At 75.4% G+C, this 13,281-nt stretch carries 10 protein-coding genes and 1 pseudogene; 8 read left to right on the top strand and 3 right to left on the bottom strand.

Annotation, left to right across the window (positions count from 1 at the left end):
- Positions 1-67: 67 nt before the first annotated feature.
- Complete coding sequence (locus O7625_RS00890; protein ID WP_067308583.1) at positions 68-469, bottom strand: rhodanese-like domain-containing protein; 402 nt, start codon at positions 467-469, stop codon at positions 68-70.
- A 24-nt stretch (positions 470-493) separates the two neighbouring features.
- On the opposite strand from O7625_RS00890, the pseudogene O7625_RS00885 reads away from it, so the two are divergent.
- The 4 genes and pseudogenes from O7625_RS00885 (at position 494) to O7625_RS00870 (ending at position 4,869) form a co-directional block, all read left to right on the top strand.
- A pseudogene (locus O7625_RS00885) lies at positions 494-1,247 on the top strand (hypothetical protein).
- 125 nt (positions 1,248-1,372) lie between these two features.
- A complete protein-coding gene (locus O7625_RS00880; protein WP_282346761.1) occupies positions 1,373-2,740 on the top strand; it encodes a dipeptidase in 1,368 nt (455 codons plus the stop codon).
- 62 nt (positions 2,741-2,802) lie between these two features.
- Positions 2,803-3,009, top strand: a complete 207-nt coding sequence (locus O7625_RS00875; protein WP_067308586.1) for a hypothetical protein — start codon at positions 2,803-2,805, stop codon at positions 3,007-3,009.
- Positions 3,010-3,174: 165 nt separating this feature from the next.
- A complete protein-coding gene (locus O7625_RS00870) occupies positions 3,175-4,869 on the top strand; it encodes an ATP-dependent DNA ligase (protein ID WP_282343578.1) in 1,695 nt (564 codons plus the stop codon).
- Between the two features lie 110 nt (positions 4,870-4,979).
- Here O7625_RS00870 and O7625_RS00865 read toward each other — a convergent pair whose 3' ends face one another.
- Positions 4,980-5,795, bottom strand: a complete 816-nt coding sequence (locus O7625_RS00865; protein ID WP_282343576.1) for an SURF1 family protein — start codon at positions 5,793-5,795, stop codon at positions 4,980-4,982.
- 182 nt (positions 5,796-5,977) lie between these two features.
- Here O7625_RS00865 and O7625_RS00860 point away from each other — a divergent pair, with 182 nt between their 5' ends.
- Positions 5,978-7,354: a cobyrinate a,c-diamide synthase gene (locus tag O7625_RS00860; RefSeq protein WP_282346760.1), complete on the top strand. Its 1,377-nt coding sequence runs from the start codon at positions 5,978-5,980 to the stop codon at positions 7,352-7,354.
- Positions 7,355-7,389: 35 nt separating this feature from the next.
- On the opposite strand, the gene O7625_RS00855 is transcribed toward O7625_RS00860, so the two are convergent.
- Positions 7,390-9,522 carry a transglycosylase domain-containing protein gene (locus O7625_RS00855; protein WP_282343574.1) on the bottom strand — a complete coding sequence of 711 codons (2,133 nt, stop codon included), beginning with the start codon at positions 9,520-9,522 and terminating at the stop codon, positions 7,390-7,392.
- A gap of 136 nt (positions 9,523-9,658) precedes the next feature.
- Here O7625_RS00855 and cobC point away from each other — a divergent pair, with 136 nt between their 5' ends.
- From cobC to cobA, 3 genes are read left to right on the top strand one after another with little or no spacing between them, the layout of a single operon-like run.
- Complete coding sequence (cobC, locus tag O7625_RS00850; RefSeq protein ID WP_282343571.1) at positions 9,659-10,744, top strand: Rv2231c family pyridoxal phosphate-dependent protein CobC; 1,086 nt, start codon at positions 9,659-9,661, stop codon at positions 10,742-10,744.
- A complete protein-coding gene (locus tag O7625_RS00845; protein ID WP_282346759.1) occupies positions 10,744-11,928 on the top strand; it encodes a nicotinate-nucleotide--dimethylbenzimidazole phosphoribosyltransferase in 1,185 nt (394 codons plus the stop codon). Before cobC ends, O7625_RS00845 begins: the two co-directional genes overlap by 1 nt.
- A complete protein-coding gene (gene cobA, locus O7625_RS00840) occupies positions 11,925-13,193 on the top strand; it encodes a uroporphyrinogen-III C-methyltransferase (protein WP_282343569.1) in 1,269 nt (422 codons plus the stop codon). Before O7625_RS00845 ends, cobA begins: the two co-directional genes overlap by 4 nt.
- The last annotated feature ends 88 nt before the right edge of the window (positions 13,194-13,281 follow it).

The following is a 13,281-nucleotide window of genomic DNA, read 5'->3' as shown; positions in this document are numbered from 1 at the left end:
GCCCACCGGCCCGTCGGCCCAGCCGTTGCCGCTGGCCCGCCGGCCCGGTCGGAGACGGAGGTGGGCGTCAGAGGCGGAGGTCGGCGGGCTGGTCGGACAGGGGCAGTCCGGCCTCCCGCCAGGCCTGCACGCCGCCGGTCATGTCGGTGGCGTTGCGCAGGCCCAGCGCCTGGAGGCTGGCCGCCGCCAGACTGGAGCTGTAGCCGTGCCGGCACACCACCACGATCTCCCGGTCGTAGCCGGTCGCCTCGGGGATCCGCCACTCGCTGGCCGGGTCCAGCCGCCACTCCAGAACCGTCCGGTCGATGACGATCGCGCCGGGCAGCTCCCCCTGCTCACGACGTTGCCTCTCGGTGCGGGTGTCGACCAGCAGTGCACCCGCCCGTACCGCCTCGACCGTCTGCTGAGGACTCAACCGCCGCAGCCCGGCTCGGGCCTGTTCCAGTAGGGCGTCCACGCCGGGACTCATCACGTCATTGAGCACGTCCAGATCATGCCCCGGCACCCTGCCCACCGCCCGACGAACAGCACTCCCCACGGCGGAACCAGGCTCACGGGGGACACCCACTAGCGTCACCGGTGTGACGGTGGTGCTGGTCGAGGCGTACGCGACGCTGGCCCGGCGGGTGCTCGCCGGTCCGGCGCGGTTGGGGCGTACCCGACTGGTGGCCGTCGACGGACCCAGCGGCGCGGGCAAGAGCGCCTTCACCGCGCGCCTCGCGGACGCCCTCGCCGGTCTGCCCGGCGGTGGGCGGCCACCGGTGGTGCACACCGACGACCTGCTCGACGGCTGGGACGACCAGCTCACCTTCTGGACCCGCCTGGAGGAGCGGGTGCTCGCCCCGCTGCGGGCCGGCCGGGCGGGGTCCTACCGGCGTTACAGCTGGGTGCGGCGGGAGTTCCTGCCCCGCGAGATGCCGGTGCCGGTCGCGCCGGTGCTGCTGCTGGAGGGGGTGAGCGCGGCACGGGCGGCGATCCGGCCGGAGCTGACCCTGTCGGTGCAGGTCACCGCGCCGGCCGGGCTGCGGCTGCGCCGCGCGCTGGACCGGGACGGGCCGCAGCTGCTGCCGGAGCTGCGGCGCTGGCACACCGGAGAGGAGGCGCATTTCGCGACCGACCGGACCGCCGACTCCGTCGACCTAATGGTCGACGGGGCACCGACCCTGCCGCACGACCGGGACCGCTACTACGTCCGCCGCCGGGTGCCCGCCTCGGGCGCAGGCCCCGCTCCCGGTCCCGCGCGTTGAGCCCGGCCCGGTCCCGACCCCGACCCTGGTCCCGACCTCCATCCGGTCCCCCGGCTGCGGGTTCCCGCTCGCCGGGTACCGCCCGGTAAGGCCGGCATACGATGCCGGTCATGACCTTTCCGATCATGTCCGAGTCCGAGGTGCGGGCCGCCGTCGCGCGGGAGATGCCTGGCGTCCGTGCCGATCTGGAACGCCTCGTCCGCATTCCCGGCATCGCCTTCGAGGGCTTCGACCACTCCCACGTCGAGCGGTCCGCCGAGGCGGTCGCCGAGCTGCTGCGCGGTTGCGGTCTCGACGTGCGGATCGTGCGCTCCGGCGGTCAGCCTGCGGTGATCGGGACGCGGCCCGCCCCGCCCGGCGCACCCACCGTGCTGCTGTACGCCCACCACGACGTCCAGCCCGTCGGCGACCTGTCGCTGTGGGAGTCCGCGCCGTTCGAGCCGGTCGAGCGGGAGGGTCGCCTCTACGGGCGCGGTGCCGCCGACGACAAGGCCGGCATCATGGCGCACGTCGCCGCCCTGCGCGCCTTCGGCGACCAGCTCCCGGTCGGCGTGGTGCTGTTCATCGAGGGGGAGGAGGAGTACGGCTCCGACTCGCTGGAGCGGCTCCTCACCGAGCACCGCGAGGAGATCGCCTCGGACGTCATCGTGATCGCCGACTCCGCGAACTGGGACGTGGGCGTACCGGCCCTCACCACCTCACTGCGCGGCCTGGTCAACCTGTTCGTCGAGGTTCGCACCCTGGACCACGCGGTGCACAGCGGGATGTTCGGCGGTGCCGTCCCGGACGCGGTGACCGCCCTGGTCCGGCTGCTGGCCACGCTGCACGACGCCGCCGGGGACGTGGCCGTCGCGGGCCTGGCCGGCCGCACGGGCGCTCCCGTCGACTATCCGGAGGACCGGTTCCGGGCCGAGGCCGGCGTGGTCGACGGGGTGTCGCTGATCGGCACCGGCCGGATCACCGACCGGCTCTGGACCAAACCGGCGGTGGCGGTGCTCGGAATCGACGCCCCGGCCACCGGCGAGGCACCGAACGCGCTGGTCCCGGCCGCGAAGGCCAAGCTGAGCGTACGGCTCGCGCCGGGTGACGACCCCCGGCGGGCGTACGACGCGGTCCGTGCCCACCTGGAGGAGCACGCGCCGTGGGGTGCCCGGGTGACGGTGACCCTGGAGAGCGGCGGCGACCCGTGCGTCATCGACGCCTCGGGGCCGGTGTTCGACGCCGCCCGCGCGGCGTTCCGGGCCGCCTGGGACGGGACCGAGCCGGTGGACATCGGCATCGGGGGCTCGATCCCGTTCATCGCCACCTTCCAGGAGATGTTTCCGCAGGCGGCGATCCTGGTCACCGGGGTGGAGGACCCGCACGCGCGGGCGCACGGGCCGAACGAGAGCCTGCACCTGGGCGAGTTCGCCCGGGTCTGCCTCGCCGAGGCGTTGCTGTTGGCGAAGGTGGCCGAGCAGCGGCAGCCGGCCGGTCAGGTCGCGGAACGGTAACTTCGGGGCCGATGTCGGAGTTTGCGGCGTGTCGGAAGACCACCTGGTATAGCCTTTCGAACATGCGTACGAACGACGTGATGACGCGGCTGGAAGCCGCCGTGAGCGCTCTGGGGGACGTCGACGTCTCCGCGTGGCCCGAGGACACGCTCAAGGAACAGCTCGGCGAGCTTTCGGCGGTGCTGGTCGCCCTGGACGGCGTGCTTTCCCGGGTCGCCGACGGGGTCCGCGCCCGTGGTCTGCGCGTCGAGGAGCCCGTCTCGGCCTGAGCGGGCGGTCCGGGTGCACCCCGTCGCCGGGGTCGGCCCGGCCGGCCGTCCCGTGCGGACGTGCCCGGCCGGCGGCCGGGCGGGGCGGGTCGTGCCCGGACAGGCAGACGGCCCGGGTACGGCAATGCCCGGGTGGTGTCGGGGGTGGCTGGCAGGATGAGGTGCGTGCGGTTCCTCGACCTGGCAGCCACCTCCGCGGCCGTCTCGGCCACCACCGGCCGACGCGCCAAGGTGGAACTGCTGGCCGGTGCGCTGCGGGCGCTCGACCCGTCCGAGGTGGCGGTCGGCTCCGGCTATCTCGCCGGTGAGCTGCGCCAGCGGCAGACCGGCGTGGGCTGGGCCAGCCTGCGCGACCTGCCGCCGCCGGCCGCGGAGCCGACCCTGACCGTGACCGCCGTCGACGCGGCCGTCGACGGGATCGCCGCCGTGCACGGCCCCGGCTCCCAGGCCCGCCGCCGGCAGCTGCTCACCGCTCTGCTCGGTGCCGCCACCGCCGACGAGCAGCGGTTCCTGGTCGACCTGTTCCGGGGCGAGCTGCGCCAGGGCGCCCAGGCCGGCCTGCTCGCCGACGCCATCGCCCGGGCCGCCGAGGTGCCGGTGGCGGCGGTACGTCGGGCGCTGCTGCTCGTCGGTGACCTGCGGGCGGTCGCGGTGGCCGCCCGTACCGGCGGTGCCGCCGCGCTGGCCGGCTTCGGGCTCCGGGTGGGCCGTCCGCTTGCACCGATGCTGGCGTCGAGCGCCCCGTCGGTCGACGCCGCGCTCGCGGTCACCGGGGTGCCGGCGGTGGTCGACGTGAAACTCGACGGCATCCGTATCCAGGTGCACCGCTCCGGCGACGACGTCGCGGTCTTCACCCGCAGCCTGGACGAGATCACCGCGCGGGTGCCCGAGGTGGTCGCCGCGGTTCGGGCGTTGCCGGTCCGGGAGCTGGTGCTCGACGGCGAGGCGATCGGGCTGGATGCCGCCGGTCGCCCGCTGCCGTTCCCGCAGACCTCCAGCCGGGCCGCCCGCAGGTCCCCCGGCCGGGCCACCGTTCCCGCTGGTCCCGACCCGGCCGCCACTGGCCCGGCCGCAACTGACCTGGCCGACCCGGCGGTGCGGGCCGCCACCGATCCGGCCGCCACCGATCCGGCCGACCCGGCGGTGCGGGCCGCCACTGATCCGGCCGTGCCGGCGGCCACTGATCCGGCCGACACCGCCGTGCTCACGCCGTACTTCTTCGATCTGTTGCACCTCGACGGCGACGATCTGATCGACCTGCCCGGCCGGCAGCGGTGGACCCGGCTCGCCGAGGTGGTCGACGGGTCGTTGCTGGTGGGCCGGGTCGAGGTCGACGACCCGGAGCAGGCCGGTGCGGCGTTCGCCGCCGCGCTCGACGCCGGCCAGGAGGGGGTCGTGGTCAAGTCGCCGGACGCCCCCTACGACGCCGGTCGACGTGGCTCGGCCTGGGTCAAGGTCAAACCCCGGCACACCCTCGACCTGGTGGTGCTGGCGGTCGAATGGGGCAGTGGCCGGCGGCAGGGTTGGCTGTCCAACCTGCACCTCGGTGCCCGGGATCCGCGTACCGGTGACTTCGTGATGCTCGGCAAGACCTTCAAGGGCCTGACCGACGAGTTGCTGCGCTGGCAGACCGAACGTTTCCTCGGGCTGGCCGTGGAGCGCGGCGACTGGGTGGTGCGGGTGCGTCCCGAGCAGGTGGTCGAGGTCGCCTTCGACGGCGTGCTCGCCAGCACCCGCTACCCGGGCGGGGTGGCCCTCCGGTTCGCCCGGGTGCTGCGCTACCGCGACGACAAGTCGGCTGCCGAGGCCGACACCATCGACACGGTCCGCGCCCTGCACGCGGGGCGTTCCGCCGGCTGAGCCGGGCACCGCGCGCCGGGCAGGTCACCCGCTGAGCCGGCCACCGCACGCCGGGCGGGTCGCCGGCTGAGCTGTCGGAAGGTGCCCGCCGAGGGCGGTGCCGGCACCGCTCAGGCGGGGGTGGCGGGTTCGGCGGCCCGGTCGACGGGCGGTTTCGGCGCGTCCAGGCCGGCGGCGCGGCGGGCCTCCCGGCGGGCCACCCAGCCGTAGCCGAACAGCGTCATCACGGCGAACAGCCACCACTGGACGACGTAGCCGAAGTTCTGCCAGTTGTTCGCGTGCCCGATCGGCACCGCCCGGAACGCCGGGTCGTTCGCCGGGGTCTGCTCGTCGAGCAGCAGGTACGCCCCGTGCAGCGGGTACGGCAGCTCCCGGGCCAGCTTGTCGACGGTCACCCGCCGGGTCTCCAGCCGGCCGTCGCGCCGGTCCACACCGCTGCCGCCGGTCTCGGTGGGGTGCACCCGGCCGACGACGGTCACCTCCCCGGTCGGCAGCGCGGGCACCTGGGGCACGGCCAGCGCGCCGCCGGGGGCCGGGGGAACCCAGCCCCGGTCGACCAGCACCGCCGTGCCGTCGTCCAGGACCAGCGGGGCGAGCACCTCGAACCCGACCCGGCTCTCCACCGTCCGGCCCCGGACCAGGACGACGTGCGCGGGGTCGTACCGGCCGGTGGCGGTGACCCTGCTCCACTCGGCCTGCTCGGCGGGGGGCGGGCCGACCGTGCCCGCGCCGCCGGTCGGGGCGGGCAGGGTGGACCGCAGCGGCGCGGGCGTGCCCGCGGTACCGGCGTCGATGCGTTCGTTGACCGCGGTGCGTTCCCGGTAACGGTCCAGCTGCCAGTTGCCGAGCAGCACCATGACGGCGGCGGCGGCCAGGGTCAGCGCGAGGATGCCCAACCAGCGTGGGGTCAGCAGGAACCGGTACACGGCACGAGGCTACCCGTATGACGGGCACCACCCTCCGCGACGGCCCGGGACCGGTCCGTGCGACGCCGGTTCGGCGGACTTCCGCCGCCGGTGCGGGCGGGTATGGTCACGCGAGCGGATCACCGCCGGTGTTCCTCCCGGCCGTCCGCGCACCACTGTCCGTCACCACCGAGGAGTCGATGATGACCGCCGTGCCGCGCCTCGTGTTCAGCGCGCCGTCCTCCGGTCACGGCACCAACGCGCTCTCCGTGGGCCTGCTCGCGGCCCTCGCCGACCGGGGGCTGGACGTCGCCGGTTTCAAGGTCGGCCCGGACCACGTCGACGCCGCGTACCTCGGGCTGGCCGCCGGCCGACCCGGGCGCAACCTCGACCCCCGGTTGACCGGCGCCGACCAGCTCGGGCCGCTCTTCGCACACGGTGCCCAGGGTGCCGCGTTGGCCCTGGTCCAGGGCACCATGGGCCTGTACGACTCGGTCGCCGGCCGCCCCGAGGCGGAGTCCACCGCCGCCGTCGCGACCGCGCTGCGCAGCCCCGTCGTGCTGGCGGTGGACGTGGCGGCGATGGGGCAGTCGGTGGCCGCCCTGGTACACGGCTTCCGCTCGTACGACGAGCAGCTCTGGCTGGGTGGGGTGATCCTCACCCAGGTGGCGTCCGGCCGGCACGAGGCCATGCTCCGGGAGGCGCTCGACGACGTCGGGGTGCCGGTCTACGGCGCGCTGCGTCGCCACGAGCTGCCCCCGGTGCTGCCCGCCCGCCGGCACGGTGTGGTGCCGGTGCTCGCCCGCGACACGGAGGCGACCCGGGCGGTCCGCCGGCTCGGTGAGGCGGTCGCCGGCACGGTCGACCTGGAGCGCCTGCTCGCGCTGGCCCGTTCCGCCCCGGCGCTCTCCGTCGCGCCGTGGTCGCCGGCCCCCGACGCTCCGGTCGGGGACGCGCCGGTGGTGGCGCTGGCTGGGGGGCCGGGCGGCAGTTACGGGCACCCGGAGGTCGCCGAGCTGCTCCGGGCCGCCGGGGCGCAGGTGGTCACCGTCGACCCGCTGCGCGACGAGGCGCTGCCCGCCGGCACCCGCGCGCTGGTGGTCGGCGGCGCACTGCCCGAGTCGTACGCGCGGGACCTGTCGGCCAACCGGCGGCTCTGCATCGCGGTGGCGGAGCTGGCCCGCACCGGGCGGCCGGTGATCGCCGAGGGCACCGGCCTGCTGTGGCTGGCCCGCGAGCTGGACGGCCTGCCGATGTGCGGGGTGCTGGACGCGATCGGGGCCAGCCGGGACGGTCTGGTGGTGGGCTACCGGGAGGCGGTCGCCCAGTCCGACAGCGTGGTCGCCGCGGCCGGGACGACGGTGGTGGGTTACAAGCAGCACGGTGCCGTGCTCACGCCCCGGTCGGGTCAGCGGGCCGCGTGGAGCTGGGAGGGCGGCTCGCCCGAGGGCTTCGTCTGGCGGGGCGTGCACGCCTCCCAGCTCGGCCTGCACTGGGCGGCGTACCCCGGGATCGCGACCCGGCTGGTGACGGCGGCGGCGCTGCCGTCGCCGGTCGAGGGCGTCGCCGCCCCGGCCTGACCGCGTCGTGTCCCGGCCGGGCGTCGCCTGGCGGCTCAGCCGACGATGGCGTCCGACGGTGGGGTGAACTGGCGGGTCGGGGTGCCCTTGAGGCCGTCCCGCAGGGTCTGGGCGACCGCGTTGACCGGGATCTGCGACTGCCCGTCGCCGACCGCGTTGAACGGGTTGTCCGGGTCGGCGATGAAGCTCGCCGCCGCCAGCTCCGGGGTGTAGCCGACGAACCAGGCCGACCGGGTGCTGTCGGTGGTGCCGGTCTTGCCGGCCACCGGGCGGCCCACCGTGCGGCGCACGCTGTCCGCCGTCGACCAGCCCCCGCAGCTTCCCTTGGCCGGGGTGTCCCCGGTGGGGCAGCGCGCCGCGTCGGTGGCGGCCCGCGCCGCGTCGGCGTTCACCACCTGCCGGCAGCGGGGCTTGGCGACCTCCCGTTCGATGCCGCCGGCGGTGCGGTAGGTGGCCGGGGTGCCGTCCCGGTTGGTGATCGAGTTCACCGGCATCGCCTCGCAGTACCGGCCGTCGGCGGCGATCGCGGCGTACGCGTTGGCCATCTCCAACGGGGTGGCGTCGGAGACGCCCAGGGTGAACGCGCCCCACTTCTTCGCCTTGGCGGGTGACGCCTGCTCCTTGTCGACGTCGGTCCGCCAGCGCAGGCCCAACTGCTCGGCGAGGTGCACCCCCCGGTCCGCGCCGATCTTCTCCTCCAGCTGGACGAAGTAGGTGTTGACCGACTTGCCGAACCCGGACCACATGGTCTGCCGGCCGGTCATCGCCCCGCTGGCGTTGGACGGCGCCCACCCGTCGTAGACGGCGGACCGGTACCGGTACGGCGAGTCGAACGCGGTGGACAGCGGCATGCCGGCGTCCAGCGCGGCCAGCATCGGGAACATCTTGAACGTCGAGCCGGCCTGGTACCCGGGGAGGGTGCCGCCGCCGAGCAGCGGGGCGACCGTGTTCGGGTAGTTCGCCTTCGTCTTCGGGTCGGCCTCCGGGTTCGAGCTGGGGCCGTTGTCGCCGACGTCCAGGGAGTAGGTCCGGTTCACCGCCATCGCCTTGATCCGTCCGGTGCCCGGTTCGGCGACCACGATCCCGTTGGCGAAGGGGCTGCCGACCCGCTCCTTCGCGCCGACGTTCTTCTCGGCGGCGGCCTGGACCTTCGGGTCGAGGCTCAGCACGATCCGGTAGCCGCCCCGGCGCAGCTTGTCCATCCGTTCCAGCCGGTTCTCCCCGAACGCGGGCTGGGCGCTCCACCAGTTCTTCACGTAGTCGCAGGCGAAGCCCCAGGCGTTGTACGCGCCGGGGATCGAGGCGCAGTCGTTGGCCGGGGTGGTGGGTCGGGTCCGGATCGGTTCGCTCTTCGCCACCGCGGCGGCGTCCGGGGACAGGTAATGGAGCTGGGCCATCTTGTCGAGCACGTAGTTGCGCCGGTCGGTGGCGTCCTTCTGGTCGGAGCTGAGCGGGTCGTACTCGGAGGGGGACTTGACCAGCCCGGCGAGGGTGGCCGCCTCGACCGGGCTGAGGGTGGCCGGGGTCTTGGAGAAGAAGATCTGGGCCGCCGCGTAGATGCCGTACGCCCGGTGGCCGAAGTACGCCGAGTTGAGGTAGCGCTCCAGGATCTGCTCCTTGGTCAGCTCCTTCTCGATGTCCAGCGCCATCCGCATCTCCTTGACCTTGCGCAGGCTGGTCTGCTGGGTGGCCTCCTGCACCTCCTCGGGCGTCTGCGCGCTGTCCCGCAGCGCCATCCGGACGTACTGCATGGTCAGTGTCGACGCGCCCTGGGAGACGCCGCTGGAGCGGGCGTTGGCCACGAAGGCGCGGGCGACGCCCTTGGGGTCGACGCCCGAGTGCTGGTAGAAGCGGTTGTCCTCGGCGGCGACGATGGCCTGCTGGATGTTCGGCGACATGTCCGACAACGTGGTGTACTGCCGGTACTCCTCGTAGAACATGGTCAGGATCGTCTTGCCGTCCGGGGCGTAGAGGTAGGACGTCTCGGCGGGCAGCGCGGTGCGCAGGATGTTCGTCTTGTGCTCCACGGCGTGCGCGGTGGCCTTGGCGCCGAGGCCGGTCACGGCGGCCAGCGGGTACGCCACGGCGGCGAGCACGACGCCGGCGATCAGCCCGGCGCGGAGGAGAGGAACGGAACGACCTGCGGCGGCAAGGGGTCGATTGCTCACCTGGTCAAGTTATGACATTTCCGAATCATTCATGAGAAGAATTCATGAACGCCGTCGGTGTCCCATCGGTGGCCGTGATGTGTCCCACGCCGGGTTCGGCTGTCCACCGCGCCGGCTTCCCGGCAGGATCGCGGTCATGCACGGGCAACCGACCGGCGTCGCGCCGACCACCACCGGCGAACCGGATCTCGCCCACCACGGGGACGTCGAGGCCACCCCCGGCCTGGTCGACCTGGCCGTCAACGTCCGCCGGGATCCGATGCCGGACTGGCTGGCCGCCCCGGTCACCGCCGCCCTGGCCGGGCTGGCCAGCTACCCCGACCCCCGCCCGGCCCGGGCCGCCGTCGCCGCCCGGCACGGCCGCCCACCGGAGGAGGTGCTGCTCACCGCCGGTGCCGCCGAGGGCTTCGTGCTGCTCGCCCGCGCCCTGTCCGGGGTCCACCGGCCGGTGGTGGTGCACCCGCAGTTCACCGAGCCGGAGGCCGCGCTACGGGCCGCCGGACACCGCGTCGAGCGGGTGCTCCTCGACCCGGACGACGGCTTCCGGCTCGACCCGGCCCTGGTGCCGGCCGACGCCGGGCTGGTCATGATCGGCAACCCGACCAACCCGACCTCGGTGCTGCACCCCGCCACCGACCTGGCCGCGCTGGCCCGACCGGGCCGGGTGCTCGTCGTCGACGAGGCGTTCGCCGACACCACCGGCGCGCCCGGTGTCCGGGGTGAGCCGGAATCGCTCGCCGGCCGGCGCGACCTGCCCGGCCTGGTGGTGGTGCGCAGCCTCACCAAGACCTGGGGACTGGCCGGTCTGCGGATCGGCTACCTGCTGGGCGCGCCCGACCTGCTGGAGCGCCTCGCCGCCGTCCAGCCGCTCTGGCCCGTCTCCACCCCGGCGCTGGCCGCCGCCACGGCCGTCGCGTCGCCGACCGCCGTCGCCGCCGAGCGCGCCATCGCCGCCCGGCTCGCCGCCGACCGCGACCACCTGGTAAGCCGCCTGTCGGCCCTGCCCGGGGTACGCGTCGCGGGCCGCCCGGCCAGCGCCTTCGTCCTGATCCACCGGCCCGGCGGCGACCGGGTACGCGAGGCGTTGCGCGACCGGGGCTGGGCCGTCCGCCGGGGCGACACCTTTCCCGGGCTGGGGCCGGACTGGCTGCGGATCGCCGTGCGCGACCCGGCGACCACCGACGCGTTCATCGAGGTACTGGCGGAGATCCTGGAGGCATGATAGTGGAGACGACGATCGCGGCGATCGGCCCGCCCGACGGGGCGGCGATGACGGCCGCCCGGGACCTCCAGGCCCGGCTCACCAAACCGGCCGGCTCACTCGGTGCCCTGGAGGAGCTGTCGGTACGCCTGGCCGGCCTGGCCGGGACCTGCCCGCCCCCACTGCCCGAACCGGCGGCGGTGGCGATCTTCGCCGGTGACCACGGCGTGCACGCCCAGCGGGTCACCCCGTGGCCGCAGGAGGTCACCGCCCAGATGATCGGGAACTTCCTGGCCGGCGGGGCGGTGGTCAACGCGTTCGCCCGGCAGGCCGGCGCGTCGGTCACCGTGGTCGACGTCGGGGTGGCCACCCCGCTGCCATTCCCGACCGTCGGCCCCGCCGACCTGGCCGGCGGGCCTGCCGCCGTGGCGGGCGTGGGCGGCGAGCCCACCGACGTGGCCGCCACCGTGGCGGGCGTGGGCGGCGACCCCGCCCACCGCAGCGGACCCGACCGGACGGCGTCGCGCCTGGTCGACGCGAACGTCCGGCGGGGCACCCGGGACATGACGGTCACCGCCGCGCTCACCCGGGACGAGGCGCGGGCGGCCGTCGAGGTCGGCATCCGGGTCGCCGGTGAGCTGATCGACGCCGGGGCGGGCGTGCTGCTCACCGGGGACATGGGGATCGCCAACACCACGCCGTCCGCCGCGCTGGTCGCCGCGTTCACCGGGGTCGACCCGGCCGGGACGACCGGCCGGGGGACCGGGGTCGACGACGAGACGTACCGGCGCAAGGTCGCGGTGGTACGGACGGCCCTGGACCGGCACCGGCCCGACCCGGCCGATCCGCTGGGGGTGCTGGCCGCCGTCGGTGGCCTGGAGCACGCGGCGCTGGCCGGGCTGATCCTCGGCGCGGCGGCCCGCCGGGTGCCGGTGCTGCTCGACGGGGTGATCGCGGCCAGCGCCGCGCTCGCCGCCGCCGCCTTCGCCCCCGACGCGGTCGGCGCGATGGTCGCCGGGCACCGGTCCGCCGAGCCGGGCGCCACCGTGGCGCTGCGGCACCTCGGTCTCGACCCGCTGGTCGACCTGGGCCTGCGGCTCGGCGAGGGCACCGGTGCGCTGCTGGCGCTGCCGGTGGTCACCGGCGCGGTCCGGGTGCTGCACGAGGTGGCCACCTTCGACGCGGCGGGGGTCTCCGAGAAGTGAGCGCCAACCCGTACCCCCTCGGCCTGCGGCTCGCCGGGCGGCGGGTGGTCGTGGTGGGTGGCGGCGCGGTGGCCACCCGCCGGGTGCCCGCCCTGCTGGACGCCGACGCCGAGGTCCTGCTCGTCGCGCCCGAGGTGACCCCGGCGCTGCAGGCGCACGTCGACGCCGGGCGGCTGCACTGGCGACCCCGCCGGTTCGTCCCCGAGGACCTCGACGGCGCGTGGCTGGTGCAGGTCGCGGTGGACGATCCGCACGCCGCCGCCGCGGTCAGCGCGGTCGCCGCCGAACGCCGGATCTTCTGCGTCCGGGCCGACGACCGGGCGGCGGCCACCGCGTGGACGCCGGCGGTCACCCGGCACGGGCCGGTCACCGTCGCCGTGCTCGGCGGGGGCGACCCGCGCCGGGCGATGGGCGTCCGGGACGCCGTGCGGGAACTGCTCACCGCGCAGGCGGTGGCCGGTGTCGACCCGGTGCCGGCCGGGGTCGGGCTGCCGACGCCGGTCGGGGCGGGCGGGGCGGTCACGCCCCCCGCCGGCCCGGTCGGTCGGGTGGCCCTGGTCGGCGCGGGACCGGGCGACCCGGAGCTGATCACGGTGAAGGGGTGGCGGCTGCTCACCGAGGCGGAGGTGGTGGTCGCCGACCGGCTGGTGCCCGGGCTGCTCCTGGACGAGCTGCGCCCCGACGTCGAGCTGGTCGACGCCGCCAAGATCCCCTACGGACCGTCCCGCACCCAGGAGGAGATCAACCGGATCCTGGTCGACCGGGCGCTCGCCGGGAAGGTGGTGGTCCGGCTCAAGGGCGGTGACCCGTACGTCTTCGGCCGGGGCGGGGAGGAGCTGCTGGCCTGTGCGGCGGCCGGTGTGCCGGTGACCGTGGTGCCGGGGGTGACCAGCGCGATCGCCGTGCCGGCGGCGGCCGGTGTGCCGGTCACCCACCGGGCGGTGGCGCACGAGTTCACGGTGGTCTCCGGGCACGTCGCCCCGGACTCGCCGGCCTCCCTGGTGCGCTGGGAGGCGCTCGCCGGCCTGCGCGGCACCCTGGTGGTGCTGATGGGGCTGAAGAACCTGGCCGCCATCACGGCCACCCTGACCCGGCACGGCCGGGACGCGGCCACCCCGGTCGCGGTGGTCCAGGAGGGCACCACGGGCGCGCAGCGCAGCCTCCGGTCGACCCTCGGCGCGGTGGCGGCGGACGTGGCCGGGGCGGGCCTGCGTCCACCGGCCATCGTGGTGATCGGCGAGGTGGTCGACGCCCTCACCGGCTGAACCCGACCGGACCGGGCGCGACCGCCCAGACCGGCTGCCTCGGCCGGTCGCCCCCGGCTGGTCGCCCATTGACCGACCCGTGTTCGCC

The sequence above is a fragment of the Micromonospora sp. WMMD714 genome (assembly GCF_029581315.1).
GTDB classification, from domain to species: Bacteria; Actinomycetota; Actinomycetes; order Mycobacteriales; family Micromonosporaceae; genus Micromonospora; species Micromonospora rifamycinica.
This window is presented reverse-complemented; position numbering and strand designations above follow the sequence as displayed.

Excerpts from the sequence above, each read along its gene's own strand:
- O7625_RS00860 (WP_282346760.1), top strand. The coding sequence starts at position 5,978 with ATGACCGCCGTGCCGCGCCTCGTGTTCAGCGCGCCGTCCTCCGGTCAC.
- O7625_RS00875 (WP_067308586.1), top strand. The coding sequence starts at position 2,803 with ATGCGTACGAACGACGTGATGACGCGGCTGGAAGCCGCCGTGAGCGCT.
- cobC (WP_282343571.1), top strand. The coding sequence starts at position 9,659 with ATGCACGGGCAACCGACCGGCGTCGCGCCGACCACCACCGGCGAACCG.
- O7625_RS00880 (WP_282346761.1), top strand. The coding sequence starts at position 1,373 with ATGTCCGAGTCCGAGGTGCGGGCCGCCGTCGCGCGGGAGATGCCTGGC.
- O7625_RS00890 (WP_067308583.1), bottom strand. The coding sequence starts at position 469 with ATGAGTCCCGGCGTGGACGCCCTACTGGAACAGGCCCGAGCCGGGCTG.